Genomic DNA, 25,014 nt, shown 5'->3' with positions numbered 1-25,014 from the left:
GCGCCGGCGCTCAGCGCGGCGTGTTCGCGGCCGTATGCTGCCCAGCCTGGCCGGCGGCGGGCACGGTGGTGGGGGCCGTGGCGGAAGCGATGGCGCGGCTATCCATCTGCCGGACCTTGCGGGCAGCGCGCTGCTCGTTGTCGTCCTGCAGCGTGACGCACAGCACGGTGATCAGCGCGAACGCCACCATGCAAAGCGCGACGTAGCCCAGCAACTTGTTGCGATTGGATCCCATATCGATGCCCGCTTTGAATAGCGCCGCATTCTAGGCGGCCTTTGCCTCGGTTATTGTCAACAAATGCAAAGGCGGGTTCCGGGCAATGCCTGCCGTTGCGCCGGCTTGTTGCGCCGCGCATCGACGGCGGTCCGGGCCGGCGATACAATCGTTGCGCAGTCCCGCACCTGAAAGCCTTGGCGCGCGTGGCCATGCCAGGCCGGCGCCGATGGTGTTGATTGGCCCCCACAGGCTGCCACCCATGCCCAGCAACACCGAGCCCCTCGACACAGGCGCCAGCGCGCGCCCGGTACGCCACCTGGTAGCCACCGAGGCAGCCATGGCGGCAGGCGGCCTCGACGGCTGGCAGCAGCGCTACCAGCAACTCACGCCGGGGCGTTTTCTTGCCGAAGTACAGCAGGCTACCTACGGCGACGTCCACGTATTCCGCGAACAGACCAACCAGGCCTTGCTGGAAGAGGGCGAGGCGCGGCGCGGCTATCTCTCGATCGCGCTGCCGCACCGCGAGTGCCAGGACGGCTGGTTCGCCGGCTACCGCATGAGCGGCGATACCGTGCTGCAGGCAGGCAATGGCAAGCCGCTGGCCATGCGCACGCCACCGGGGCTGGACCTGCTTGGCGTGACCTTGCCCTTGCCTGCGCTGGAGCGCGTGCTGGAACGCGAAGGGGAGGCCGGTCTGCTGATGCGCTTGCAGCCGGCTACCGAGGTGCGGCGTGCCGCTTCGGAAGAGTTCCGCGCGGCGATGCTGGCGGTGCTGGCCGCGGCGGCGGTGCAGAGCGACTTGTTCAATCAACGGTTTGTTGAAAGCGCGATGCGGGATGCGTTGCTGATGGCGGTGGTCTCCACCCTTGCGCATGACAGCGGCGATGCCTTGCTGCCTACGCCGCCGGCGCGGCGGCGGCTGGTTGCGCAGGCCTATGAAATGGTGCGGGCTGCGCCGGAGGCGCCGTGGAGCGTGCTGGCGCTGTGCGAGCGGCTCGGGGTTTCCCGGCGGACGTTGCAATACAGCTTTAACGAGGTTACCGGGCTGGCTCCGCTGGAGTTTGTGCGGGCGGTGAGGATGAATGGGGTGCGGCAGGCGTTGCGGGGGCGGCAGGCGCCGGAGTTGGAAGGGGTGGGGGCTGTGGCGGCGCGGTGGGGGTTTACGCATTTGCCGCGGTTTGCGGCGCAGTATCGGGCGTTTTTTGGGGAGTTGCCATCGGTGACTGTTTCTAGGTCAACGTCAAAGGCTTAACTGCTTAACTGCTTAACTGCTTAACTGCTTAACTGCTTAACTGCTTACTAACTTTTCAGAAAGTATTGTCAGGCCGCAGCGTATTGGCACTCCGGCTGGCGAAAGAACGACTTGACTAACTCAGGCAGTCGTTGAATGCGACGTAACGCACTTCTCGCCAATTTCTTCATTTCGTTCTTTCCCTGGACTAAACGCTTGGAGACTTGCCGCTTCACGTGCGCCCACACCTGCTCGTCGGGGTTCAGGTGAGGAGAATACGGCGGCAGGTAGAACAGCTTCAGCCGGCCTTGCTCACTTTCGACGTATGTTTTGACTAGCTTGCTTCTGTGTACCGGATGCCCGTCCACCACCACAAAAACCGGCTTGGTCGCGCCGATCATCAATCGCTTGAGAAACTCGATAAACACCGTCGTATTGACGGAGCCGTCATGCACCATGAAACGGAACTCCCCACGTGGACTGACTGCCGAGATCATGTTCAGCGAGAAGCGCCGGCCGGTCACGCCAACCACAGGTGTCTGGCCACGCGGCGCCCAAGTCGTACCGGTGTGATAATCCGAGCGAATGCCCGCCTCATCCACGAAGTAGATCGTTGCGCCCGCCGCTCGCGCCTGAGCCCGGATCTCCGGATAGGTCTCAATTTCCCACTGCCGCACCAGCTTGGCGTCCTGCTGCCAAGCCTGATAGAGCGGCTTCTGCGCACTAAATCCCAGCAGCTTCATGATCCGGCTGACCGAGGCCAGCGACAACTTCTTGCCGAATTGGCGATGGATCAGCTCACCGATCAGCGACAGCGTCCACAGCCCGAACTCGAACTTGTACTGCAGCGGCGTGTTGTCCCTGATTGCCTTGGCCAGCCAGCGCATTTCCTCGGCGCTGATCTTTGGTGGGCGGCCGGGTATCGGCTTAGCCAGCAGCGCCGTCTGCCCGCCGTTGGCAAAGTCGGCCAGCCAGCGATAGACGCTGCGCACATTGACACCAAAGGCCGCAGCCACGCTTTCTACCGTCTGGCCTTCGCGAATAGCCTTCACTGCCTGCTGCCGCATTACCTGCAAGGCTTGATGCTCGATCGACCGAGCGTCCGAGTTTCGTTTGCATTTCATGAAATGCATTGTCTCACATGACAATACTTTCTAAAAGGTTAGTAACTGCTTAACTGCAAAGTCAAAGGCGGTTTCACCCCCCTGCGGGGGGCGACCTACTTTTTTGTCTTGCCAAAAAAGTAGGCAAAAAAGGCGCGCCGGATGGGGCGACCCCCCTCGTCGGCAGGCAAAAAGAGCGGCCGGGACCCAAACTCGCATCGCCTTAAGGCGATACTCAAACATGGGTCCCTCTTTTCCGCTCTTTTTGCCTGCCGACGAGGCGCCCCATACGGCCGGCCTGGTACACCTTGACGGCTCGCTTCGCATCGCGCTGGGGTGTGGCCCGCCCTTGGGGGCGCTCCACACGGCGACACCGAGTCGTGATCTGGCGCCATCGCTCTTCTTTGCGCCGCCTGCGGGAGAGACGGGCGCTACCGCTTGGCAGCCGCTGGTTTGCTCCCCTCTCAAACCAGTTCCTTGCCCTTACCTTTCCTCTATGGGTTCGGGGCCGGGGCAGCATGGATGGGGGCACGCGGGCTCGAAAGATATCCCCGCCAAATTGGCGCGTTCGGAGTTCGACCCCTTGAACGCGAACGATCTGTTTTCGATCTGCCCAGGCTCAGCACCAAACTGGGACAGGAGGTTCCTCAGGTGGGTCTGGCGTTGCTCAGACAGACCTCTCGACACGCCGAGGGAAGGCGCAGTCTTGACTTCCACGAGGTAGCGTCCCTTGGTCTGGAAGTTTGCGATGATCAGCGCATTCCAGGCTTACTTTCCGCAGGTCGCCGATTGAATTTCCGCGTAATTTCCCGGGCGCCGGTAGGTCAGGGTTTGCGGGGCGCTTCGGCGTCTATCAGGCGTTCGGTTTCGTCCTCCCAGGCCTGCATCAGCCTCTTCGCCTGCCGGTAGTTGGCGATGGCACGCCGTAACACGGCGGCTTGCTCGGGTGAGACCGTCCGATGGACAAGCTTGCCGTCTTTCATGTGCCCCCACTCATAGTACGGGCCGTGGCGTGCGTCGGGATCCTGCGCGCAGCGGCAGCCCGGTTTGCCGCAGACCTTCATGCGTTCCAGTAGCGTCCCGGAACACAGATAGTCGATCGCATTTAGCCTCTCCCGGATGCGCTCGATCCGCTCGCGAGCTTGCTTGATGATGGTTTCGGGACGGCGTGGCATAAACTTGACTTTTAGGCGTCTGTCGCTAAGCTTAGCGACAGAATGAAAGGCACGCAAGAACCTTCTCCGCACAAGGCTCGCTTCATCCTTCGCAGCGAGCGATTGGGTCCTTTACCCCTCATCAATCACTTCATTCAACGCATTGGCCTGGAGGACGTGCTCGATCGACACGTCCCCTCGGACGCACGCTGTGCGGTTCCTCACGCCAGAGCCCTGGGCGTCCTGCTGCGCTCGATCATCGTCGAACGCGAGCCGATTTACCGCCAACACGACACCGTGCACGGCTTCGCCAGTGGGATGTTCGGCATCCATGCGGAGGAGATGGCGCACCTCGGCGATGATCGGCTCGGACGCGCGCTGGATCGGCTGTTTGACGCCGACCGGGCGGCCTTGTTGACCGAGGTGGCGTTGGCAGTCGGGGAGCGTTTCGGCGTGAACTTCGACGAGTGCCATAACGACAGCACTTCGATCCGCTTCTGCGGCAGCTATCGTGGCGCCTCAGGCCGCAAGATTCGCGGGCGAACCGCACCGGTGATCACCTATGGCCACTCAAAGGACCATCGCCCCGATCTGAAGCAGTTGCTGTTCATCCTCACCATGACCGCCGACGGCAACATCCCCATCGCGTTTCGCTGTGCCGACGGCAACGCGAGCGACTCGCGTACCCACATCGAGACCTGGAATACGCTGCGCGCCGTGGCAGGGCGCAGCGACTTTCTCTATGTGGCCGATTCAAAACTGTGTTCGCGAGAAAACACGGACTACATTGATCGCGCGGGCGGGCGCTTTGTTACCGTGATGCCCCGCAACCGGTTGGAAGACAGCGAGTTCCGCCACTGGATCCAGACCAACACCCCTGATTGGACCTGTGTGTGCGACCACCCCAATCGACGCCACAGCGACGGGCCGCGCGACTGCTGGTATGTCTATCGGGCGCCGTTACCGTCTGCCGAAGCCTGGCCAGTCGTGTGGGTCTGGAGCCCGCTACTCACGCTACGCCAGGAGGCCCGGCGGCGCAGAAACATTGCCGCGGCCATTGAAGCGCTCCAACAGTTACGCGCGCGGCTCGCCGGCGCGAAGACGAGACTGCGGGGCGCCGCCGAGATCGATCTGCAGATCAAGGGGATTCTCGAGAAGCACCACGTCGGCCGCTACCTGAAAGTCCGCCGCACCGTGCGCGAAGAACATCAGTACAAGCAGACGCAGCGGGGTCGCCCCGGACCCGAGACCGCTTACCGCAAGATCACCAAGCGGCGCTTTGACATCGAGTGGACCACGGACGATGAGGCGATCGCCTATGACCACAAAAGCGATGGCATGTACCCGCTGATGACCAACGATCGCAGCCTGTCACCGGCCCAGGTGCTGGAAGCCCACAAGGGCCAGCCCATGATCGAAAAGCGCTTCGAACAGGTCAAGACCGTGCACGAGATCGCGCCCGTGTTCCTGAAGGACGAGGGCAGAATCGAGGCGCTCTTCACCCTCTACTTCCTCGCGCTACTCGTGCAGGCGCTCATCGAGCGCGAGCTACGTCTTGCTATGAAGCGCGAGCACATCGATGAACTTCCTCTGTACCCGGAGCAGCGTCAGTGCAGACGCCCCACTACCGAACAAATCTTACGTTTATTCAGTCTCGCTGAGCGCCACAAGTTGATCGAAGGTGCGCACACCGTGCAAGTCTTTGACGTGCCGCTCACGGATCTGCAGCGTCAGGTGCTCACGTTACTCGGCGTCTCAGAGCACGCCTTTCGGACGCCAGGCTAGCAACGAAATTCGCGTCAAATTGTGTCCTCGACGTGCGGAATGTAAGTCCCGATATTTGTGGCTGAGAGTTTCGAAGCACCCCCGGCGAACTGAACCTCGGTGTCAAGCCCTGGTGGTTTGCAGGCAAAAACGTCTAGCGACAAGAGTAGGCATGCTCCAGCCAGGAGCGTCTTATACTCGATCATCCCAAATCCCAACTGTGTACGCTGCGATATTCTCGGCGTTTTCGATGCAGAAGCGATTGGCGTTAGCCGCCTTCCAGCGCGAGTTGCGGGTGCTATACCAGACATCTCTCGTTCCCATTGCATCCTGGAAGTGAGAGACCTCATGAATGAGAGGGAGCAGCTTACTATCCCCATCGACAGGGTTCCCCTTCGAGTCTTTGAGTTCGTCAGGTAGCCTGCAGAACGCCGGCCAGATGAAAATACGGTGCAGTCCGTCGGGCCCGCAGACGGAAGCCGCCCCAAGATTGTCTTTGGGAGCCTTCGGCACGCACCCGGTCCGCGCGAGGCTCTCTTCTGAGTACCGTTCAAAGTTGCTCTCAGACAGTGATACCAGCAACGCCCGGATCCTCGCGAGCCCGTCCTTCAGCCTTGATCGCAGGTCGCTGTCTGGAGGGCCAAAATACAGCGCCATCTTTGCCTGATCTGTCTTGCCCCAGGTAGAAATCTCCCTGAGCCGATTGTCTACGTCCTTCACAGCCTTATCGCGCAATCGAAGCATCAATGCGCGGAACTCCGCATTGGGCATGTTCGGACAAATAAGCGTCTGATCCTCCGCGAACGTCTTGTCTTGCATGGCCGCCACCAGCTTGTTAGACGCCTCTGGCGTCATGGCGCTAGACGTATCTGCTGGAACGCGAACGCCGCTTCCACGATTAACCTCAATAGGAAAGTCATTCTGGGAGGGAATGACGTATGGCTTCTCCGGGCATTTACAGTGGACGCGAGCACCCTCAACGAGAATGGATTGCCCCATTAGATTGAAGTTTGGCTCGCAGTCGTTGAACACCGGGCCTCCATTCTTGCACGCTGGACAAGTCGCAAAATCGCCTTGAACAGCTACCCGCGTGCCGTGATGCGACATCGTTTCGCATGAACCAATGAGTGCGCCTCCAGAAGTCGTTCTGTTTCCGTTCAATAGTGCACGTCGGATATCAGGCATTGGCAGTTTCTCCTTGCTGGCCTCTGGTTGGTCCGTTGCTGTGTCAAGCAATGGTCTTTCGAGTGGGTTGAAAACTACGAATTTATACCGAGAAAATGGTGGATATTTCTTAGGAAAAATCCGCAAGAATGCAAAAAATGGGCAGATCGCGGGAGTCGCTAGCGAAGCCAAGCCTGCCGAGGTGGTAAGCGGGGATCAAATTGCGAAGAGATGCGTGGAAGCAGCAGGGCCACGGCTGCACGGCGCTATTCGGAAGGTGCGACACCGCTGCTGGTTGCACGCGCAGGATTGCAAGACGGCTGCGCTCCGCGAAATCCCGAGCTGCAAGAGCGCTGCCCGGTTTGCCACGTTCACATCTTGAACTTCAAGACAGGCAACGCTGGCAGCGGCGGGAACGCTCCCCACAAGGACAGCGAAGGCCGGGCCGTGACCAACTGCACGCAGTGCTCTGCTCGAACCCCACCTACTGCTGACCCGTTGAATGCATAATCCTTATGCCGTCCTTCACACCATCATCGCCGACGGCAACCGCTTACCCACCCAATCCCGCTCTTCTTCATAAGCCCGCGCTAGGCGCAACACCGACAGATCATCCCGCGGCCTTCCAATCAGCTGCATCCCCATCGGCAACCCCTGCGGCCCGAATCCCACCGGGACGCTGATCGCGGGGCATCCCGACAGCGTCCACGGGAACACCACTTCCATCCAGCGATGATAGGTATCCATCTCGCGGCCGGCGATCTGCTTCGGCCAGGGCTGGTTCACGTCGAAGGGAAACACCTGCGCGGTCGGTACGGCGATGTAGTCGAAATCCTTGAATACACCGAGCAGTGCCTGATACCACGCGGTGCGTTCCATGCTGGCGGCGTAGATGTCGCTGGCGCCGAGCTTGAGCATGCCTTCGATTTCCCAGATCGCGGCGTCCTTGAGCAGCGCGCGCTTGGCCGGGTCCTGGTAGAAGGCCAGCATGCCGTTGCCGACCAGGAAATGACGGTGCACCAGCCACGTCTTCCAGAGCCGCTCGGGCGAGAACGGTGGCTTGATGGCTTCCACGCTGACGCCGAAGGCCGGGAAGGCCTTCAGCGCGTCTTCGCACAGCGGCAGGATGCCGGCTTCCATCGGCAGGTAGCCATTCCAGTCACCCAGCCATGCCACGCGCCTGCCCTTGAGGTTGGTCTTCAGCGCGTCGGCTACGTTGGCGGGAGTGAGCGTGGCCAGCACGGGGTCTTGCGCCAGCGCTTGCGGTGTGCGCGGATCGGGCCCGGCTTGCGTGGCGAGCAGCAGTGCCACGTCGGCTACGGTGCGTGCCATCGGCCCTTCGTAGCCGAGTTGCTGGATGAAGACTTCGGCGGCCGGCCCGTAGGGCACGCGGCCGGCGGAGGGGCGCATGCCGTAGACGTTGCAGAAGCCGGCCGGGTTGCGCAGCGAGCCGCCGAAGTCGCTGCCGTCAGCTACCGGCAGCATGCGTAGCGACAGCGCCGCGGCCGCGCCGCCGCTGCTGCCGCCGGCGGTGCGGCCGGCGTCGAACGGGTTGCGGGTGGCGCCATAGACCGGGTTGAAGGTTTGCGATCCCAGCCCGAATTCCGGCGTGTTGGTCTTGCCGATGAGCACCGCGCCGGCGGCGCGTGCGCGCTCTACGATGATGGCGTCCACGGTCGGTACGTTGTCGCGAAAGATCGGGGTGCCGAAGGTAGTGCGGATGCCGCGTGTGAGCGCCAGGTCCTTGGGTGCCTGCGGCATGCCGTGCATCCAGCCTGCAGGGCGTCCGGCGGCGAGCGCCTGGTCGCAGGCGGCGGCTTCCTGCAGGAGCACCTCGCGCTCGCGCAGCGCCACGATGGCATTGGCGCCGGGATTGACCCGCGCGATATGGTCCAGGTAGGCGGTCATCACTTCGCGGCTGGAAAGCTGGCGTGCATGGATGGCGCGCGAGAGCTGCCATGCCGGCATCATCACGATGGGGTTCGGACCGCCTGCCGCGGGGCCGGGCGAGGACGTGCCGGATGCGTTCGATGCGCCGCCGCTGCCGGCGGGAGGCGCCGCGCTGGCGCCGCTCGCGGCTACGCCCGCTGCCATGCCGGCAAGCGTCGCGCCCGCAAGACGGCCCAGCAAGTCGCGCCGCGAGCGTTGTTCGGGACTGGCCGGCGCGGCGCTGGTGCCTGCGTCTTGTGGTTTGCCGCTATTGGTGGTGTTGCCAATGGGGTTCATCGTCTCATTCCTCGGTCTTTGTCTTTGTCCCGCGTCTCTGGCTTGTCCTGCCGCGATGATGCGCCTGGGTACGTGAGTCTGTCACATCGGCCGCGGGCTCGCGCGGGCGGTGGTGCCCGGCGTTGCCGCAGGTGTTGCATCAGGTAGGGCACCGGCGCCGCCCAGGATGGCGGCGCGATGCGCGCTTACGTCGTCGAGCGGCTGGCGGCGATAGCGTCCCACTTCCTCGGTGCTGAACGCGGCCACATCGCGGTGTCCGGTCAGCTCGGGCAGCAGCCAGTTCATCAGGCCGGCGATCTCGCTGTCGCTCAGCGCGGAGGCCGAGGTGCCGGGCACCTGGATCAGGAAGGCGCGGCCGGCCGGCGTGGCAAGCAGCAGCGGCGCGGTCTCGCGCATGTCGGGAATGCCGGCCGCGGGTTTGCCGCGGCCGTCGGGCTGGTGGCAGCCGGAGCAGTGCAGCAGATAGTTGTCGCGCGCGTGGCGCAGCTCGGCCTGCGCGCTCGCGGCGGCCGACAGCGTGGCCAGCGCCACGAATGCGAGGCCGCGCAGCGTGGCCGGACGCAAGGAGCGTGGTCGCGGCGCTGCCATGTCATTGCCCTGCATCGCGCAGCTTGCGCACGGCGCCGGGGGTCTTGCGCTCGGCGCGTGCGCGGGCCAGCGCATCGGGGCTCACCGCTTGCTCCGGCACGCCGTTGCTCGCGGCCAGCCAGGACAGCACGGCGGCGAGCGAATCGTCGGGCAGGCTGGCGAAGCTGGGCATGATGCCGTTGAACGACTGGCCCTGCGACTGGATCGGGCCGGCGAGTCCATGGGTCAGTACATTGGCCAGATAGGATTGCCCCGCCGGCGATGCCAGCCGCTCGCGCAGCGCGCCGGCCAGCGGGGGCGCCACGCCGGCAATGCCGGATCCGTCGGCATTGTGGCAAGCGGCGCAATGGGTGCCGAACAAAGCCTTGCCCTGATCGGCCAGCGAGTCGGCAAGGGCGGTGCCCGCGGGCGCTGCGCAAGCCATGCACACGGCCAGCAGGCGAGCGGGAACGGAGCGTGGCGGCAGCCACGGCAAGGACAGCTTCATTCCTGGACTCCGAGGATGATCGAGGTAGTGCAATGGAACATGGTGCTGTCGTTGCTCATGCACCAGTTGACATCGTTGTGCACGCCCAGCCGGTAGCCCGGCCGCTCGCGCTCGTTGGTATTGCATTCGCAGCGCCCGCAGGTGGTCTTGCCGCAGCAATCGTTGTAGCTGACCATGTAGTCCTTGCCGTCGGCCGGGTTGTGGCAGGTGCCTACCCACGAGACGCGGGAGGGCTCGGTGCCGGGCGGGCAGGTGGTGGAACTGCCGCCGCAGCACGAGCACAGGAAGCCGTCCACGGCGCAGTATTTCCAGTAGTCGCAGGCGGTCTCGTCCTTTGCCTGCGGGCCGCCGGCCTTGCCGCCATGCGCGCCCGCCGCATGTGCGCTGCGGTCGAAGGGCAGGACGGGCAATGCCATCGTGCCCACCATGACCTTGCCAAGCGTGGCCAGCATGCTGCGCCGGCCGGTGCGCTGCGCCGCGCGCCGCGTCTGGTGTTCGAAAAATCGGTCAAGCCACATTGCTTGTTCTCTCCTGCCTTCAGTCAGGTTCACTCGGGTTCAGTCAGGTTCAGCCGCGTTCAGGCGCGTTCAGGCGCGCGTTTCCAGGAACTGCTGCACCGAACTCACATTCAGGTCCATCGCGGTGAACAGGCTCTCCAGCTGCTCGCGCGAATTCACCAGGCCCTTGGCGCGCAGCGTGCCTTGCTCGTCCATCAGCACGCCATACGGCAGCTTGCCGATCTGCAGGTGCATGCCTAGCTCGGGCGACAGCACATAGGGGAAGGCCTCCAGCCCGGCCTGGCGCAGGAAGGCGAGGTGCTCCGGCTGCTCGCCGTCCGAGGCGAGCACCACGCGCAGCCAGCCGGCCTCGCTGGCCTGCATCGACTTCAGCACCGGCAGCAGCTTCTTGCACACCGGGCAGGTGGGCGAGAGAAAGAACAGCAGCGTGCTGCGCGGCTGCGCGCCGCCCACCGCAACCGGGCCGCCGCGCACGTCCCGCAGGGCAAAGGGCGGCAGCGCATCGCCCACGCGCGGGCCGGCGTCGATCACCAGCGCGCCCATCGGCGCAACCCGTTCGAACAGGATGCCGACCTGGCGGGCCAGCGCGTAGAAGCCGAACAGCAGCGCCAGCACGGCGATCCACAGCACGATATTGGCAATCACAAGGGCAGTCATGGCAGTCTCACGAGTAGGTTGAATGGGTGCGGCGAGAGGGCGCGGCGGCGCGATCGGCATTGACCAGCACTTGCGTGGCGCCGAGCCACAGCAACAGCAGCGCAAGCGCGCAGAAGCCGGCCGCCAGGTAGTCGAGCAAGGTGAACGCGCGCGGCGCCGCATCCGCTGCCAGGCCGGCCGCCGTTGCCGCGGCCAGCCCCAGCACCGCAAGCAGTCCAAGGTTGCGCGCCAGCAGGCCCGGCGAAAGGCGCAGGCTGTCGGCGGCGCTGCCGCAGCCGCAGCGGATGTCGCGCCGGCCGCGCAGCAGGTTGATGCCCACCGCGCCGCTGGCGATCGCCACCACCAGGGCCGCCAGCAGCGCCGCGCCCGGCTGCAGCGGCGCGGCTACCAGCGCCGCCACGCTGGCCGCCTCGGCGCCGGCATAGGCCAGCGCCACCCAGCCCGACCATGCCTGCGGCACCAGCCGGTAAGCGCTCATGGCGCCCCGGAAGCCGGCGAAGTCGCGCAGCTTGGGCCAGAGGGAATGCGCCAGCACCAGTGCGGCGGCGGCGGAGCAGGCCGCCACCACGACGGGATCGCGCAATACGTCGGAGATTCCGGCGGCGGCGCTCATTGATGCAGCTCCAGTTGCACCGCGTTCTCCGCCACCTGGTCCAGGCGGGATATCGGCTTCAGTCCGCGGGCCGGGTCCAGCGACACCACACCGGCTTTTGCCGCGTCCAGCACGTAGAGCGTTGGCTGGGGACCTTGCGTGATCGTGAGCGCCAGCGCGTTTTGCCCCGGCGCGCGGGCAACGCGCTTGCGCTGGGCCAGGTCGATGGTCCAGATCTCGGCGGCGGGCGACTTGTGCGATCCGTCCCTGGCGCGCGGATGCATGCCCAGGTACAGGCGGCCGCTGGCGGCGTGCAGCGCGAACAACTGGTAGCCGCCCGGCTTCCAGCCAGCCTTGCGGTCGGCGGCGCCGACCACAGGCCAGGGCTGCGCGAACGCTGGCGTCTCGTCCGAGAGGTCGGCGCTGTACACATTGCCGTTGAAGGACACGAAGGTCAGCGTGTTGCCGACGCGCTCGCTGTGCAGGAAGACCGGATCGGTATCGGGATCGAACATGCGCGCGCTGCGCTTTTGACCGCTGGGCTGGCCACTGGCGTCATGCGTCACTGTCAGCATGGTGCCGTCGCCGCACAGGGTGCGAAAGCGCAGGCTGGAAGCCTCCGTGGCAAACACGCCCCAGCAGCCCGGGGTTTGCGCCTCCGCCACGAACTTGCCGGCCTGCAGGTCAACGATGCTGACCGAGGTGGCTGGCGTGGCGTTCTGCACGTAGAGGAAATGCCCGTCGGCGGACACGGTGGCGATGCCCCGGTAGTTCAGCGACTGCGCATGTTTGGGCGGGATCACGATCTCGCTGCGGTAGGCCAGCGTGGCGGTGTCATAGAGGCTGACCACGTCGGTGCGCTCGCCGCGCGCCAGCCGCGTGTAGAACGTGGAGATCACATACAGCGTGCGCTTGTCCGGCGACAGCACGCTCTGCCCGCCGAACGCGGTGGGCACCAGCCCGAGGTAGCGCATGCGCTTGCCATCCACCACGTGCAGGCGCCCGTCCACCATGTGCTTGAACGCCACATCGGAGATATAGAGGCGGTTGTCGTCGGCAGGCGCCAGCGCCTGCACGGAAAGGGTTTCGGGCGGCAATTCGGCGGCGTTGGCGGTGGGGGCAGGCATGGCGAGCGCGCTCAATATCGCCGCTGCCGCCAGTCCCGTGCCCGGCCGTCGCGTGAAGGCCCTGGTGCTTACCTCGTTCACTTGCTGGCTCCTTGGTGCGCTTTGCAATGGGGCCAGTCTACGAACGCGCGTGGCAGGGGCGTTATCCGAAATCGGCAACCGCGGCACGGGGATATTCACCAATGCCGGCGGGCGATGGCTTTCCGCAGCACATGCCTTCAGCGCCACAACGGGTACATGGCCGCCGGGCCGCCAACTTGGCTGCGCCCGCCGGGGTGCTCGCCATCTGGCCGCCGCGCGATCCTGCACCGCGGCTGTGCGCGGCCAGCTGCGCGGCGGGCTGGCGCGCGGGCGCAGGGCTATCCGTTTTCGGAAACGGAGCAGAATAGGCAGAGAGCGCGAAGGAGGCGAGGCAGGGACGCCGATGCGCAGGATGGCGCACCAGCCGGGGCCGCATTCGCCCGCCGTGCTACGATCCGCGCCTATTACGGAGAATGAAGATGTTTTTTACTTGCCAGAACCAGTCGTGCCAGACGCGTTGGGACCCCAAGGACGTGACGGTCAAGGACGAAGGCCAGGGCCCGCTGTTCCGCTGCCCGGTGTGCAATTCCCGCAACCCGGTCGTGCCCCAGCGCAAGGCCGACGGCAGCATCGTTTACAAGCAGCGCACCAGGTAAGCGGATCCCGCGGCCTCTTGCTCAGCCACCGGCCCGCTTCACGGTCATGCCGCGCTGACGGAGTTTTTCCATCACCGTGTCGCAGTGGTCGCCCTGGATCTCGATCACGCCATCCTTGACGGTGCCGCCCGAGCCACAGGCGGCTTTCAGTTCCTTGGCCAGTTGCGCCAGCGCCAGCGCGTCCAGCGCCATGCCGCGCACCAGGGTCACCCCTTTGCCCTTGCGGCCCTTGGTCTCCCGCGAAACCCGCACGATGCCGTCGCCCTGCGCGACCGGCCGGGCCTTGCCGCAGGTGCAGGCCACCAGCGCATTGCCGCAGCCGGGGCACATGCGGCCGTGTTCGGTGGAGTAGACCAGCGAGCTGGCGGGTTTTTGCTGTGACATGTCCGGGATCCGGTTGGCGGGCAGGGCAGGCAGCGTACGGCAAGCGTGCGCGCGCTGCAAGAGGCGCGCGCCGCTTGTCACGAGCCGTTCGCCGGTTTCATCAATCCCACATTGGCCAGCCAGGCCGACGGATCCGCCGGCATCTCCGCCGCGTGCTGCAGGATGAAATCGCGGAAGGCGCGTGCCGGGGCTCGCGGCGCCAGCGCGCCATTCCACACCATGACCACCGGTTCCACCTGGCTTGCCAGCTTGAACGGCAGTACCCTGGCCAGATTCGCCGCCGCCAGCTGGGCGGCGATGCGCTCGGGGTACACGGCCAGGAAGTGCGCGGCCTGGAGCAGGTTGACCGTCATGGTCACGTCGCTGGTCCGGATGCCGCGCTCCGGTGGCGGCATGTCCAGCGCGCGGAATGCGGTGTGCAGGTGGTGCAGCATGCGCGCGCCATGCGCCGGAATGCACCACTGCTGGTCGGCCAGGTCCTGCGCGGTGATGCGCGCGCGCCCTAGCAGCGGATGCGTCGTGCTGGCGACGATGACCAGTTTCTGTCCGGGAATGATGGGCGCATGGCGCAAGTCCTTGCGCTCGAGGCGTGGGTCTTCGTAGGCAAACAACAGATCGAGTTCGCCTTCTTCGACCTGGCTGATCAGGTCCATGATGCCGCCATCGATCACGCTGATATCCACCCCTGGATTGCCCGCATGAAAGGCGCAGAGCAGCTGCGCCAGGGCAGGCTGGACCGAGGTGGTCCGGTAGGCCAGGCTCATCTGGCCTCGCGCGCCCTCGCGCACGGCTTGCAGGGACTCGGCCAGGCGGCTTAGTTGCGCCGTCACCAATGCTGCGCCGTCGATCATCTCCCGGCCGATGTCGGTGGCGCGCATGCCGCGGCGCCCGCGTTCGAACAAGGGCATGCCCACGATGGCCTCCACTTCTCCCAATGTCTTCGACACCGCCGCCGGGCTGATATGGAACCGTGCCGCGACTTCGGCCGCACTCTGCAGCTCGTCCAGCGCAAGGATGACGCGCAGGTGCCGGAACTTGAGGCGGGCGAGCAGGGCGTGAACGGGATGGACGGCGGGCGGCATGGGGGATTCCGAGGGAGATCTGCGGCGATAAAAAAGCAGGAAGACCGCGCCGCGGCATTAACCAGATCATTAACCAAATGCTAAACAACAATCAATTTTAATTCGCTTTTGGTTGATTGTGGGGTCCTCTATAGTGAGCCATCGGAGTGCCGTCATGAGCACGCTTCTTCCCCGGCAAGCCTGCGCCGCGCCGCCGCCCCCGCGGCAACGGGAAGCACAAAGATCCAAGGTCAGGAGACAAGCAAGTGATCAAGTTCAGTGCAGCAGTCAAGGCGGCCATCGCCGGCGCCAGCCTTCTCTCCGCGAGTTTCGCGGTCCATGCAGCCTGGCCAGAGCGGCCGTTGCGGCTGGTCGTGCCGTTCCCCGCGGGCGGGTCCTACGACATCGTCGCGCGCACGCTGTCCCAGAAGCTGGGGAAGCGGCTCGGGCAAACCGTCGTGGTCGAGAACATCGCGGGTGGCGCCACCGTGCCTGGCGTCATGTCGGCCCTGAAGGACAAGGCGGAGGGCTATACCCTGCTGCTCGCCAGCGATGGCTCGCTCAACATCAACCAGTACGTCATCAAGGGCCTGCGCTACAACCCGGACACCGACCTGACGCCGGTCACCATCCTGAGCACGGTGCCGCACTGGATCGTCGCCCGCTCCGACCGCAAGGAGGGAAGCCTGACCGACCTGAAGGCGTACATCCGCAGCAACCCCGGCAAGGTCTCGATCAGCATCAACACGGTGGCCGGTGCGGCCCACCTGGGTCTGGCCAGCTGGAAGCAAAGCAATGGCCTGGACTTCACCATCGTTCCCTATCGCGGCTCGCCGCCGGCCATGGCCGATCTCATCGGCGGCCAGACCGACGCGCACGTCGACGTGATCGGTTCCTCGGCGGCCTATGTCACCGACGGCAAGGTCAAGCCCTTGGCCACGCTGCAGGGCCACGCCGTCACGCAGTTCTCCAGGCTGGAGACGCAAAAGGCCGATAGCCCCGATGCACTGCTGGTGCGCGCCAACCTGGCGCTGGTGGTGAGGACCGGCACGCCCCAGCCGATCATCGAGCGGTTGTACAAGGAAGTGAAGAGCAGCGTGGAAGAGCCTGACTTCATCGCACGCCTGCAGTCGCTGGCTTACGAACCCGTGCTGAGCCCGCCCGCGCAGGCCCGCAAGTTCCTCCAGGCCGAGTCCGCCCGCTATGGCACGATCGCGAAGGCAGTCAACCTCGATGCAAACTAAAGCCATGCACCCTAAGGATAAGAAGATGCGCTTTGTCATTGCCCTGATGCGGCATGAAACCAATACTTTCTCCCCTATCGCGACGCCGCTCTCGTCGTTCTGCCGGGGCACGGGCGTGGATGGGCCGGTATCCGGCGAGGCTGCCGTCCGCGCCTGCGAAGGCACCAACAATGCCGCCGCGGCCTTTATCGACATGGTGCGCAGCCAGGGCGACGAGTTCGCCATGCCGCTGCTGGCCAACGCGGTGCCGAGCGGCATCGTGACCGCCGAAGCGTTCGAATCGATGGCCGGGGCCATCGTGGCGGCGGTGCGCGAAGGCTGCGACGCGGTCATGCTCGACCTGCACGGCGCGATGGTGGCGCAGGGCTATCCCGATGCCGAGGGCGAACTGCTCAGGCGCATCCGTGCCGTGGCGCCGGGCGTGCCCATTGCGGTGGCGCTGGATTTCCACGCCAACTTCAGCGATGCGCTGGTGGGCAATGCGACGGCCATCGCCGGCTACTGCACCTATCCCCACGTAGACGTGTACGAGACCGGCGCCCGGGCGGCGCGTACCTTGATGGCCGCGCTGCGCGGCGAGGCCACGCCGGTCATCCTGTCGCGCACCTTGCCGATGCTCACGCATATGCTGCGGCAGACCCCGCAGGATCAGCCCATGAAAGACATCATGGACCGCGCCATGGCGGCGGAGCGCGATGGCGAAGTGCTCAATGCCTCGGTGTTTGGCGGATTTCCGCTCGCCGATATCCCGCACGTTGGCCTGACCGTGGTGATCGTGGCCGATGCCGGGCGCGAGCATGCCGCACGCCAGTTGCTGGACGAACTGACGGCAATGGCCTGGGCACGCCGCGCCGACTTTGTCTTCCCGATCGAGCCGATGGCGGAGTCGGTGGCGCATGCCAGGACGCTCGAGGGCGGCCCCGTGGTGCTGGTGGACCATGGCGACAATTGCGGGGCCGGCGGCCCGACCGACCAGATGAGCGTGCTGGCCGAAGTGATGCGCCAGGGCCTCGACGATGTCGTGGCCGGCCCGTTCTGGGACCCGGCCGCCGTCGAACAGATGATCCGGGCGGGCATAGGCCAGCAGATCACGGTCGCGGTGGGCGGCAGGACCGACATGCCCGCGTTGCGCCTCAAAGGCCAGCCCCTGACGCTGACCGGGCGGGTGAAGTGCATTACCGATGGCAACTACCTGGTGACCGGGCCGATGTTCACCGGCGTACGGCTAAGCCTTGGCCGGGTCGCGGTGCTCGAGGCGGGCGGCGTCCTGGTGATGGTCTGCGAGAAGCCGCAGGAGCCGTTCGATACCGGCGTGTTCACGCATGCGGGCATCGACCTGGCGCGCAAGAAGTACATCCTGATCAAGTCGCGCCAGCACTTCCGCGCAGGGTTCGGCCCGATTGCCCGGCATATCGTGCTGGTGGCCGGACCGGGGGTTTGCAGCTCGGACTACAGCTTGTTTCCGTTCGAGAACCTCCGGCGGCCGATATATCCGCTGGAGCCGGACACGACGCTTGAGCCGGCCGCGGCATGACCCGGCACACCACACACCACACGGCACACCACACGGCACACCACACCGCACACCACACACCACACAGGACTCAGACATGCACAATCGCTTCTCTTGGCCTAAGCTGGCAACCGCGCTCGCGGCCGCCGTTGCCGTGGTCGCGGTGGGCGTGCCGGCTGCGGCCGGTGCCGCCAGCGCCGACACCCCCACACGCATCGTCATCGGCTTTGCACCGGGCGGAGCACTGGACGTGTTCGCGCGCACGGTCGCGGAAAAGCTGCGCGTCTCGCTTGGCGAAACCATTCTGGTCGAGAACCGGCCCGGCGCTTCAGCCCGGCTGGCGCTCGAATCCGTGAAGCGTGCCGCGCCGGATGGAAAAACCATCCTCATCTCGCCCGCGCCTCCGTTCACCATTTTTCCGCTGACCTACAAGCGGCTGCCCTACGATCCCGACAAGGATCTCGTGCCCGTCGCCTACCTGGCGGACGTGCCCCTGGTCGCCTCTGCCAGTGTCAGCCAGCCTTACAAGACGATGCCGGAGTACATCGCGTGGGTGAAACGCAATCCGGCATCCACGGGGTTTGGCCTGGTCACGCTGGGCGGCACCGTTCACTTCGGTGTGCTCACGCTGCGCAACGCCATCGATGTGCCGCTGACCCCGACGGCCTACCGTGGCGCGGCGATGATGTTGACGGATGAGATCGGGGGCACGCTGCCCATCGGCGTCGATGCGATAGGCGGCCAGATGGAACTGCACAGGGCGGGCAAGATCCGCTTTCTCGGCGTGACCGGCACGAAGCGCTCGGCATTGCTGCCCGATGTACCAACGCTGCAGGAGGCCGGCGTACCGGGGTTCGACATGGCATCGGGCTGGTATTCCGCGTTTGTGCCCGCGGGCACAAACGCGGCGACCGTGGCACGTCTGGAGAAGGCATTGCTAGACGCGGTGAAGGAGCCTGACGTGCGCGCCAGGATGGCGGCGCTCGGCATGGAGATGGCGGGACAGCCCGGCGCGCAAGCCCGCAAGACCATCCAGGCGCAGCGCGCGCAGTGGAAGCCCATCGTGGAGGCTTCCGGCTTTACGGCCGACGACTGATGCCAGGCGGAACCGGCTATCTCCCGGGAGATGGCCGCCGCCCTCACTCGCCGTAGCGCTGGCCCCGCGCGATCAGTTCCGGGGTGCCGATCACGGCATTCAGCCCGTCAAAGTCCAGCATGGCATCGCGCATCGGGGCGGTAGTGCCATGCTCAAGCAGCGTCGAGTAGTAGTGCTTCATCTGCGCACCGAGGAAGCGCACGACGCCGCCAGGGAAGATCACGATCCGGAAGCCTTTGTTGCCGAGCGCGGCAGCACTCTGCACGGGTGTCTTGCCGCCTTCCACCATATTGGCAAGCAGCGGAATGCGTCCCGCGAAGCGCTCGCACACGAGGGCCATGTCTTCCTCGGTGCGCAGCGCCTCGATAAAGAGCGCATCGACACCGCATTCCACATAGGCCTCGGCGCGCTCGATTGCCGCATCGAGTCCTTCAATGGCAACCGCGTCGGTACGGGCAAGGATCAGGGTTTGCGGCGAGGTGCGCGAGTCCAGGGCGGCTTTCAGCTTGCCGCACATCTCGGCGGTGGGGACCACGCGCTTGTTGTCCAGGTGGCCGCACCGTTTGGGGAAGGTCTGGTCCTCGATCTGGATCATGGCGGCGCCGGCGCGTTCGAGCGAACGCACGGTGCGGATGACGTTGAGCGCGTTGCCGTAGCCGGTATCGGCATCGACGATCAGGGGCACGCCGACGCGGTCGGTGATCCTGCCGACGATGTCCGCCGTCTCCGTCGCGGTGGTCAGCCCCACGTCGGAGCGGCCAAGCTGGGTGTAGGCCACGGCGGCGCCGGACAGGTAGAGGGCTTCGAATCCCGCTTGCGCGGCCACCAGCGCCGAGAACGCGTCATAGACGCCGGGCGCCAGCAGCACGCGCGGTTCGCGCAGGCGGTGTTCGAGCAATGGGGTGGTCATTGTATTTTCCAGGTGTGGCCGCGTATGGCGGCAAAGTCATCAGGCAACGTAATCAGGCGCATCGTCAGGCTGCATCGTCAGGCAACCTTGGTATGGGTCACGGCGACTACCTTGGCCCAGCGGTCGATCTCCTTGCGCACGAACTGCGCGAACTCCTGCGCGCTGCTCCCCACCGGAACCAGTCCCTCCTTGAGCAAGCGCTGGCGCGTGGCTGGCGACGCGACCGCCGCGCGCGCGGCTTTCTCGATTTGCCGGACCAGGTCGGCCGGCATATTGGCCGGGCCGAACAGGCCATACCATGAACTGTAATCGAAGCCGGGCAACACTTCCGCGATCGGTGCCACATCGGGGAACGCCTGCAGCCGTTGCGGCGTGCTGACGGCGATGGCCTTGAGCTTGCCCGCGCTCAGCAAGGGCTGAACGGTGGCGACATTGCCGAGCAGCAGGTCTGCCTGGCCGCCGACCACATCGGCCACGGCCGGTCCCGCGCCCTTGTACGGCACGCTGATGATGTCGACTCCGGCTTCGGCTTTCAGCATCTCGCCCGCGAGATGGTTGGCGCTGCCCACGCCCGCCACGGCCAGGCTCAGGTGGCCGGGCTGCGCCTTGGCCAGTGCGATCACTGCCGGCCTTGAGCGAGGGCCGGGCGACCAGGATCAGCGGAGAGCTGGCGATCAGGCTGATGGGCGTGAAATCCTTGAGCGTGTCGAACGGCAGCTTCTGGAACAGCGACGGGTTGATCGCATGGCTGGTATAGCTCAGCAACAGCGTACCGCCGTCGGGCTCGGCCTTGGCCACCGCACCCGCCGCGATGTTGCCTGCGGCGCCCGGCTTGTTGTCGACGATGAAGGTGCGCCCCAGCCGGCTTTCCAGTTCCATCGCAAGCGAACGCGCCACGATGTCGGTGCCGCCGCCCGGCGTTGCGCCGACCAGCAGCTTGGTCACGGTGGTCGCCGCCCTCAGGTCGGGCGGGATCAGCAGGGCCGCGGACAGCAGCGCCATGAAGTCGCGTCGTTGCATGTTGTCTCCATCTCTTGCTTGTCGTTATAGTGCGTCGGCGGGATCGAGCCCGCCGCGTGGGGCGTGTTTGCTACTTGCTACCTGGCGGCAGGATCAGTCGGCCATTGCCGATGCTGGCGCCGGCACGCCGGGCGTCCATGCCCGCAACGGCATGCCCATCGCCGCAGCCTGCCGCGCTTCGAACACGGCAAACGCCTCCGGCCGCGCGGCGCCGCGCAGGCCGCCCCTGACCGCGCCGGCACGCACGTCGTCAAAATACTCGGCCCAGTCATCGGGCAAGGCCTGCGCCGACGGCACGGCCAGCCACAGGCGCAACAGATGGCGCTTGCGGTCCATCTCCTCGTAGTCCTCGAAATGGGTCCGCGAGTGCACCGTCACGTAGTTGTTCAGCAATTGCATGTCGCCGGGTTCCAGCGACATCGAGAAGCAGAGTTGCGGGTCCGTCAGCAGTTCGTCGAGCAGGTCCAGCGCGTCTTGCTGCGGGCCGGTCAGGCGAGGCACGGTGTCGAAGTCCGCTTGCGCGGCGACGATATTCTTCCGGTTGGTGCGGAACGCAAAATGGTCCGGGTGATTGCCCAGGATGGACAAGCCGTAATAGGGCGGCTGGGCCGGATCCTGCGCGCCCTGGTAGCTGAAGTAGAAGCGCTGGCGCAGCACCGGCTCCAGGTCCGGCCGCCTGCGCCGTACCTCGTCGCGCAATGCGATCGAGCTGACCACCTTGCTCTCCCCGCCGCTCTTGGCCGCCCGGCGGCACAGCAGGGCAACCACGTCGCTGGAGTCCGTGTGGAAATCCAGCGCGGCATTGGTGTTGTAGCCGCGCCCGTTCCTGGTCTTGTAGGCCGCGCCGATATCGCGCACATCATTGAGGAATTCGCTGGCGCGGTTTTGCGTGCGCGCCACGCCCATGTGCAGGCCCATGCACCAGTAGGCCAGGCGCGTGTCGTCCTCGGTCCACTTGCCGACCGGGAAGCCCTTGAGCAGGCACATGCCCCACCGGCCTTGCGTGGCGGCGATGGCCCGGTCCAGCGCTGCCCGCGCCGCCGGGCTGAGTGGAAAGTCTTCCTGCGCCAGGTCGAGAAAGGACTTGCCGGTGGCCTTGGCATGCGCCAGCGCGGCGTCGAAACTGGCCACCTCATCGGCCGTCAGGCGTTGAATCCACGAGGTATTTCTTTGCGCATCCGGGGCATACCAGGCGGCGGGGCTGAAGGCGGTCATGGCGGGTTTGGTCTCCGTTTGATGGGTATCGCTGGCGCAATCGCAGCGGCCTTGCCGATCTTGCGTTGTGCCCTGAGACCAGTCTAAGCTGCGCGAGAGCCAAGAAATAGTGATGAAAATTCGCGCCTTACATAAGGAATCTTGATGAAGATCGAGGCGTTTTCCACCCTCCAGGCGGTGATCGAAGAGGGCTCGTTCGCCGCGGCCGCGGCGGTGATGCATCTCACCCCCAGCGCCGTGAGCATGCAGATGAAGCAGCTGGAGCAGTACGTGGGCCAGACGCTCTTCGACCGCTCCGGCCTGCAGGTGCGCCCGACCGCGGCGGCCGTTGAGGTGGTGGCAGCGATGCGCGACGGGCTGCACCATCTCAATGCCTTGCGGCGACGCACGTCGGTCGCCATCGAGGGCACCTTGCGCCTGGGGATGATCGAATCGATCCAGCCGGTGCTGTTGCCCGGCACCATGCGCTACCTGAAGGATCGTTACCCGCGCCTGGCGGTGCGGCCCATGCGCGGGCGCAGCGCGGGATTGATGGATGCCGTCAAGGCTGGCCAACTCGATGCGGCGGTGGTGGCCCAGCCCGAGAAAGGCCGCCTGGCCAGCCTGCGCTGGCACCCGCTCACGCAACGGGAAATCGTGTTGGTGGCCCCACCGGGGGAGCGCCCGGATTCGGCGGAGGCGCTGCTGCGCAGGCATGACTGGATCCGCTACGACCGCGGCACGGCCACCGGCGCAATGGCTGCGCGCTATGTCCACGCCCGCATGCCCGATAAGCGCAGCACCCTGGAACTCGACACCGTGCCCGCCATCGTCGCCATGGTCAGCGCCGGGCTTGGCGTCTCGCTGGTGCAGTTGATGGATCCCGGTATCTGCCAGATCTATCCGGTGCGGATCGTGCGGCTGGGCGCCGACGCGCCTACGCTGCGGATCTCACTGGTCATCCGCAAGGCCGACGAAGACAGCCGCCTGCTGCTGGCGCTGCACGAGGCCATGACCGCAACGCTGGGCGGGCGTTCCGCCTATGCGGCAATGTAGATTGCGGGCAATGCGCGGCCGCGCGCGGGCAATGCGCCATGTCCATACATTATCGGCATGGCCGAAGGCGCCGTGTGGCCCCGGACTAGCGGGCGGCAGGACTGCCGTAATACGCGCCGGTGCGGGGGTTGGATACGATATAGGTATTGCGCCTGGCCCAGGTCTGGGCAGCCATGAAGACTTCCGGTTCGCGCTGGCTCCAGTCACTCGTCATGAGTGGCGTAGCCTCCTGCTCCGTAGTCGCGTACACAACGGCCTGGTGAAGGGCGGCCCGGCCCTGGCTTCCCGGAATCGTAATGGTGCGAATCGTCACGCGCATCGTCAACGGCCTCAACGTGTTTGGACTGCAAATTATCGCTGCCTTCAAACGACACTATTGTGACAAGTAGTGTGCCCGGCTGCAGCGCCAATATGGTGCCTGCAATGAGGCGCCTGGCGAAGCCGCGGCAGTTCTGGTTTGCGGCGTCGCCGTTGATCTGGAGCGGCTATTCACGATCATACGCCGCAAGTCCTTGCCGAGCCAATGTCGACTGTTGTGGCGTTTATACAGGTCTGCGAGCGCCGCTTGCGTCACAAGCGTGTGATAGCCTCCCGCTGGCTTCCTCCACAAAGGCGGTTACCAGGACGCCTGATCCCGTATTCCACGCGGACCTGATGCCAGACTGGCATCGCTTGAATGCCGCAGTTCCACCTCCATCCGATTTTCTTCTGGGTCAGTTTTTGCGGCTGGGGGTGGCTGGCAGTCGGGACACCTGTCCACGTCTATCGCCGGGCGAAATCAATCTTCGGCTAAGCCGGTCCGCCTCGGATTCGCAGGACGGAGTCCGGCATTCATGTCACTGACGCCGGGTCCCTTGGGCTATAGGCCGGTCTTGTCGAGCGATATCCCCAATTCGCCAGCCATGCGCTCAACCAGCGCCTGCAGCCGTGCCACCTTCTCGGCCAACTCCTTCTGCTCGGCCTTCAGAGCCTCGAACTCCGAAGGCGGGATCGACTCGTCGGCGGTGCCGCGGTCGGGCATATCCTCCAGGCTGACCTCGCCGCACAGCAGGTGCATCCAGCGATTCTCGCGTCCGCCGGGCGCGCGCGGCAGCTTTACCACGAAAGGCGGCTCGGCCGAGGCGAGTTCTTCCAGGAACACTTCGACCGAGGAGATGTCGGCAAAGGCATGCAGGCGCGCGGAGTTCAGCCGCAACTCCGCTACCGTCTGCGGACCGCGCAGCAGCAGCGTCGCGAGCAGCGCGACCGACTGGCTTGGCACGCCCAGCACGCGCTTCATGTTCTGCTCGAAGCGCGGCACGCGGCTGCTGCTGCCTTCCATCACCAGGCTCAGGCGTTTCAGGCCATCGATGGCGGTGAGTATCTCGGCCTCGGTGGCATTCATCACCGGAGAGCGCGCGGTTTTCTGGTTGCAGCCCGAAGTCAGCGCGTTGAGCGACAGCGGGTAAGTGTCTGGCACGGTGTGCTGCTTTTCGAGCAGCACGGCCAGCACGCGGCCCTCAAGCTGGGTCAGGGAACGAATGGCTGGGCGCGCAGGGGTGTCGGAATCGGGGGTCATTGTTCGCATCGCTAGGTGAAGCTACTTGCTCCGGCCCGGTCGTGGGTCAGTCAGGAGCGCTTTGTTTGGTGGCCATATGATATCCGGTCGGACGTTGCGAGCAGCCGGGGCGGAGTGATCGCGGGCAAGGCGGCTTGCTGTTTGCCGCGAAATTTCCGCGGCGTGCGCCGGCGTATCTCGGCCAGGTTCCTTGCAACGATCTCGCAGTTCTGCAAGGCTTGCGCGTTATGAAAATAATTCCAGCGTTTGAAAATAAACTGGATAAAATCATTTGGTGTTTCCGAAAGATACAGATGAGGCAGGCACGATTTACGGTGTCTCCGAGGTCTGGAGCGGAATGGATTAAGCATTATCTAATTCTGGTATTCACGAAAACAAAAATGCTACATCCGTGAAACGGGATGCCATCCTGTTTTCGTCGCTCGTCTTTTCCTGTTTCACAATGAAAAATCCTTGGCCATGACGCTGGTGGC

The 25,014-nt window shown here is 65.1% G+C and carries 25 protein-coding genes and 1 pseudogene; 7 read left to right on the top strand and 19 right to left on the bottom strand.

What is annotated here, in order from left to right; genetic code table 11:
• Positions 1-10: 10 nt before the first annotated feature.
• Positions 11-235, bottom strand: a complete 225-nt coding sequence (locus ACZY0R_RS06045) for a hypothetical protein (RefSeq protein WP_488857581.1) — start codon at positions 233-235, stop codon at positions 11-13.
• A gap of 241 nt (positions 236-476) precedes the next feature.
• Here ACZY0R_RS06045 and ACZY0R_RS06040 point away from each other — a divergent pair, with 241 nt between their 5' ends.
• Complete coding sequence (locus tag ACZY0R_RS06040) at positions 477-1,469, top strand: helix-turn-helix domain-containing protein (RefSeq protein ID WP_488857580.1); 993 nt, start codon at positions 477-479, stop codon at positions 1,467-1,469.
• A 68-nt stretch (positions 1,470-1,537) separates the two neighbouring features.
• On the opposite strand, the gene ACZY0R_RS06035 is transcribed toward ACZY0R_RS06040, so the two are convergent.
• Together ACZY0R_RS06035 and ACZY0R_RS06030 are read right to left on the bottom strand one after the other, a co-directional pair.
• Positions 1,538-2,572, bottom strand: coding sequence for an IS630 family transposase (locus tag ACZY0R_RS06035; RefSeq protein WP_477115608.1), 1,035 nt, complete (start codon positions 2,570-2,572; stop codon positions 1,538-1,540).
• A gap of 803 nt (positions 2,573-3,375) precedes the next feature.
• Positions 3,376-3,726, bottom strand: coding sequence for a DUF6788 family protein (locus ACZY0R_RS06030; protein ID WP_488857120.1), 351 nt, complete (start codon positions 3,724-3,726; stop codon positions 3,376-3,378).
• Between the two features lie 42 nt (positions 3,727-3,768).
• Here ACZY0R_RS06030 and ACZY0R_RS06025 point away from each other — a divergent pair, with 42 nt between their 5' ends.
• On the top strand, positions 3,769-5,490 hold the full coding sequence (locus ACZY0R_RS06025) for an IS1634 family transposase (protein ID WP_488857579.1): 1,722 nt from the start codon (positions 3,769-3,771) through the stop codon (positions 5,488-5,490).
• 171 nt (positions 5,491-5,661) lie between these two features.
• Here ACZY0R_RS06025 and ACZY0R_RS06020 read toward each other — a convergent pair whose 3' ends face one another.
• From ACZY0R_RS06020 to ACZY0R_RS05985, 8 genes are all read right to left on the bottom strand, one after another.
• Complete coding sequence (locus ACZY0R_RS06020) at positions 5,662-6,654, bottom strand: M35 family metalloendopeptidase (RefSeq protein ID WP_488857578.1); 993 nt, start codon at positions 6,652-6,654, stop codon at positions 5,662-5,664.
• 504 nt (positions 6,655-7,158) lie between these two features.
• The gene (locus ACZY0R_RS06015) at positions 7,159-8,601 is read right to left on the bottom strand and encodes an amidase (protein WP_488859525.1); all 1,443 of its coding nucleotides are present in this window, start codon (positions 8,599-8,601) and stop codon (positions 7,159-7,161) included.
• A 339-nt stretch (positions 8,602-8,940) separates the two neighbouring features.
• Entirely contained in the window at positions 8,941-9,447 is a 507-nt protein-coding gene (locus ACZY0R_RS06010) for a cytochrome C (RefSeq protein ID WP_488857577.1), read from the bottom strand.
• Between the two features lies 1 nt (position 9,448).
• Positions 9,449-9,934, bottom strand: a complete 486-nt coding sequence (locus ACZY0R_RS06005) for a c-type cytochrome (RefSeq protein ID WP_488857576.1) — start codon at positions 9,932-9,934, stop codon at positions 9,449-9,451.
• Positions 9,931-10,452, bottom strand: a complete 522-nt coding sequence (locus ACZY0R_RS06000; RefSeq protein ID WP_488857575.1) for a methylamine dehydrogenase light chain — start codon at positions 10,450-10,452, stop codon at positions 9,931-9,933. The genes ACZY0R_RS06005 and ACZY0R_RS06000 overlap by 4 nt, the downstream gene beginning before the upstream one ends.
• A 69-nt stretch (positions 10,453-10,521) precedes the next feature.
• The gene (gene mauD, locus ACZY0R_RS05995) at positions 10,522-11,109 is read right to left on the bottom strand and encodes a methylamine dehydrogenase accessory protein MauD (RefSeq protein WP_488857574.1); all 588 of its coding nucleotides are present in this window, start codon (positions 11,107-11,109) and stop codon (positions 10,522-10,524) included.
• A gap of 7 nt (positions 11,110-11,116) precedes the next feature.
• Positions 11,117-11,722, bottom strand: coding sequence for a MauE/DoxX family redox-associated membrane protein (locus tag ACZY0R_RS05990; RefSeq protein WP_488857573.1), 606 nt, complete (start codon positions 11,720-11,722; stop codon positions 11,117-11,119).
• The gene (locus ACZY0R_RS05985) at positions 11,719-12,909 is read right to left on the bottom strand and encodes an amine dehydrogenase large subunit (protein ID WP_488857572.1); all 1,191 of its coding nucleotides are present in this window, start codon (positions 12,907-12,909) and stop codon (positions 11,719-11,721) included. The genes ACZY0R_RS05990 and ACZY0R_RS05985 overlap by 4 nt, the downstream gene beginning before the upstream one ends.
• Positions 12,910-13,328: 419 nt before the next feature.
• Between ACZY0R_RS05985 and ACZY0R_RS05980 the strand changes: the two genes are divergently transcribed.
• On the top strand, positions 13,329-13,505 hold the full coding sequence (locus tag ACZY0R_RS05980) for a hypothetical protein (protein WP_200876849.1): 177 nt from the start codon (positions 13,329-13,331) through the stop codon (positions 13,503-13,505).
• Between the two features lie 21 nt (positions 13,506-13,526).
• On the opposite strand, the gene ACZY0R_RS05975 is transcribed toward ACZY0R_RS05980, so the two are convergent.
• Positions 13,527-13,889, bottom strand: a complete 363-nt coding sequence (locus ACZY0R_RS05975; RefSeq protein WP_488857571.1) for a translation initiation factor Sui1 — start codon at positions 13,887-13,889, stop codon at positions 13,527-13,529.
• Between the two features lie 77 nt (positions 13,890-13,966).
• Positions 13,967-14,971: a LysR family transcriptional regulator gene (locus ACZY0R_RS05970; protein ID WP_488857570.1), complete on the bottom strand. Its 1,005-nt coding sequence runs from the start codon at positions 14,969-14,971 to the stop codon at positions 13,967-13,969.
• A gap of 245 nt (positions 14,972-15,216) precedes the next feature.
• Between ACZY0R_RS05970 and ACZY0R_RS05965 the strand changes: the two genes are divergently transcribed.
• From ACZY0R_RS05965 to ACZY0R_RS05955, 3 genes are all read left to right on the top strand, one after another.
• Positions 15,217-16,194: a Bug family tripartite tricarboxylate transporter substrate binding protein gene (locus ACZY0R_RS05965; RefSeq protein ID WP_488857569.1), complete on the top strand. Its 978-nt coding sequence runs from the start codon at positions 15,217-15,219 to the stop codon at positions 16,192-16,194.
• Positions 16,195-16,219: 25 nt separating this feature from the next.
• On the top strand, positions 16,220-17,728 hold the full coding sequence (locus ACZY0R_RS05960; RefSeq protein ID WP_488859523.1) for a M81 family metallopeptidase: 1,509 nt from the start codon (positions 16,220-16,222) through the stop codon (positions 17,726-17,728).
• Between the two features lie 76 nt (positions 17,729-17,804).
• Positions 17,805-18,803 (top strand): tripartite tricarboxylate transporter substrate-binding protein, encoded by a 999-nt coding sequence (locus ACZY0R_RS05955; protein ID WP_488857568.1) that lies wholly within the window; start codon positions 17,805-17,807, stop codon positions 18,801-18,803.
• Between the two features lie 43 nt (positions 18,804-18,846).
• Here the strand turns inward: ACZY0R_RS05955 and ACZY0R_RS05950 are convergent, their stop codons facing one another.
• The 4 genes and pseudogenes from ACZY0R_RS05950 to ACZY0R_RS05935 form a co-directional block, all read right to left on the bottom strand.
• Entirely contained in the window at positions 18,847-19,713 is an 867-nt protein-coding gene (locus ACZY0R_RS05950) for an isocitrate lyase/PEP mutase family protein (protein ID WP_488857567.1), read from the bottom strand.
• 77 nt (positions 19,714-19,790) lie between these two features.
• Positions 19,791-20,336 (bottom strand): tripartite tricarboxylate transporter substrate-binding protein, encoded by a 546-nt coding sequence (locus ACZY0R_RS05945; protein ID WP_488857566.1) that lies wholly within the window; start codon positions 20,334-20,336, stop codon positions 19,791-19,793.
• Positions 20,337-20,409: 73 nt separating this feature from the next.
• A pseudogene (locus tag ACZY0R_RS05940) lies at positions 20,410-20,592 on the bottom strand (tripartite tricarboxylate transporter substrate-binding protein); the annotation flags it as partial.
• A 234-nt stretch (positions 20,593-20,826) separates the two neighbouring features.
• Positions 20,827-21,948, bottom strand: a complete 1,122-nt coding sequence (locus ACZY0R_RS05935) for a TauD/TfdA family dioxygenase (protein ID WP_488857565.1) — start codon at positions 21,946-21,948, stop codon at positions 20,827-20,829.
• A 144-nt stretch (positions 21,949-22,092) separates the two neighbouring features.
• Here ACZY0R_RS05935 and ACZY0R_RS05930 point away from each other — a divergent pair, with 144 nt between their 5' ends.
• Positions 22,093-22,983 carry a LysR substrate-binding domain-containing protein gene (locus ACZY0R_RS05930; RefSeq protein WP_488857564.1) on the top strand — a complete coding sequence of 297 codons (891 nt, stop codon included), beginning with the start codon at positions 22,093-22,095 and terminating at the stop codon, positions 22,981-22,983.
• Positions 22,984-23,068: 85 nt separating this feature from the next.
• Here the strand turns inward: ACZY0R_RS05930 and ACZY0R_RS05925 are convergent, their stop codons facing one another.
• Positions 23,069-23,197, bottom strand: a complete 129-nt coding sequence (locus ACZY0R_RS05925) for a hypothetical protein (RefSeq protein WP_255350714.1) — start codon at positions 23,195-23,197, stop codon at positions 23,069-23,071.
• A gap of 645 nt (positions 23,198-23,842) precedes the next feature.
• A complete protein-coding gene (locus tag ACZY0R_RS05920) occupies positions 23,843-24,541 on the bottom strand; it encodes a YceH family protein (protein ID WP_045236874.1) in 699 nt (232 codons plus the stop codon).
• Positions 24,542-25,014: the final 473 nt, after the last annotated feature.

This window comes from Cupriavidus sp. F041 (assembly GCF_057814235.1).
This window is presented reverse-complemented; position numbering and strand designations above follow the sequence as displayed.

Bases quoted from the DNA above. Each gene is read 5' to 3' on its own strand.
- ACZY0R_RS06045 (WP_488857581.1), bottom strand. From the start codon at position 235: ATGGGATCCAATCGCAACAAGTTGCTGGGCTACGTCGCGCTTTGCATG.
- ACZY0R_RS06040 (WP_488857580.1), top strand. From the start codon at position 477: ATGCCCAGCAACACCGAGCCCCTCGACACAGGCGCCAGCGCGCGCCCG.
- ACZY0R_RS06035 (WP_477115608.1), bottom strand. From the start codon at position 2,572: ATGAAATGCAAACGAAACTCGGACGCTCGGTCGATCGAGCATCAAGCC.
- ACZY0R_RS06030 (WP_488857120.1), bottom strand. From the start codon at position 3,726: ATGCCACGCCGTCCCGAAACCATCATCAAGCAAGCTCGCGAGCGGATC.
- ACZY0R_RS06025 (WP_488857579.1), top strand. From the start codon at position 3,769: ATGAAAGGCACGCAAGAACCTTCTCCGCACAAGGCTCGCTTCATCCTT.
- ACZY0R_RS06020 (WP_488857578.1), bottom strand. From the start codon at position 6,654: ATGCCTGATATCCGACGTGCACTATTGAACGGAAACAGAACGACTTCT.
- ACZY0R_RS06015 (WP_488859525.1), bottom strand. From the start codon at position 8,601: ATGCCGGCATGGCAGCTCTCGCGCGCCATCCATGCACGCCAGCTTTCC.
- ACZY0R_RS06010 (WP_488857577.1), bottom strand. From the start codon at position 9,447: ATGGCAGCGCCGCGACCACGCTCCTTGCGTCCGGCCACGCTGCGCGGC.
- ACZY0R_RS06005 (WP_488857576.1), bottom strand. From the start codon at position 9,934: ATGAAGCTGTCCTTGCCGTGGCTGCCGCCACGCTCCGTTCCCGCTCGC.
- ACZY0R_RS06000 (WP_488857575.1), bottom strand. From the start codon at position 10,452: ATGTGGCTTGACCGATTTTTCGAACACCAGACGCGGCGCGCGGCGCAG.
- mauD (WP_488857574.1), bottom strand. From the start codon at position 11,109: ATGACTGCCCTTGTGATTGCCAATATCGTGCTGTGGATCGCCGTGCTG.
- ACZY0R_RS05990 (WP_488857573.1), bottom strand. From the start codon at position 11,722: ATGAGCGCCGCCGCCGGAATCTCCGACGTATTGCGCGATCCCGTCGTG.
- ACZY0R_RS05980 (WP_200876849.1), top strand. From the start codon at position 13,329: ATGTTTTTTACTTGCCAGAACCAGTCGTGCCAGACGCGTTGGGACCCC.
- ACZY0R_RS05975 (WP_488857571.1), bottom strand. From the start codon at position 13,889: ATGTCACAGCAAAAACCCGCCAGCTCGCTGGTCTACTCCACCGAACAC.
- ACZY0R_RS05970 (WP_488857570.1), bottom strand. From the start codon at position 14,971: ATGCCGCCCGCCGTCCATCCCGTTCACGCCCTGCTCGCCCGCCTCAAG.
- ACZY0R_RS05960 (WP_488859523.1), top strand. From the start codon at position 16,220: ATGCGCTTTGTCATTGCCCTGATGCGGCATGAAACCAATACTTTCTCC.
- ACZY0R_RS05955 (WP_488857568.1), top strand. From the start codon at position 17,805: ATGCACAATCGCTTCTCTTGGCCTAAGCTGGCAACCGCGCTCGCGGCC.
- ACZY0R_RS05950 (WP_488857567.1), bottom strand. From the start codon at position 19,713: ATGACCACCCCATTGCTCGAACACCGCCTGCGCGAACCGCGCGTGCTG.
- ACZY0R_RS05935 (WP_488857565.1), bottom strand. From the start codon at position 21,948: ATGACCGCCTTCAGCCCCGCCGCCTGGTATGCCCCGGATGCGCAAAGA.
- ACZY0R_RS05930 (WP_488857564.1), top strand. From the start codon at position 22,093: ATGAAGATCGAGGCGTTTTCCACCCTCCAGGCGGTGATCGAAGAGGGC.
- ACZY0R_RS05925 (WP_255350714.1), bottom strand. From the start codon at position 23,197: ATGACGAGTGACTGGAGCCAGCGCGAACCGGAAGTCTTCATGGCTGCC.
- ACZY0R_RS05920 (WP_045236874.1), bottom strand. From the start codon at position 24,541: ATGACCCCCGATTCCGACACCCCTGCGCGCCCAGCCATTCGTTCCCTG.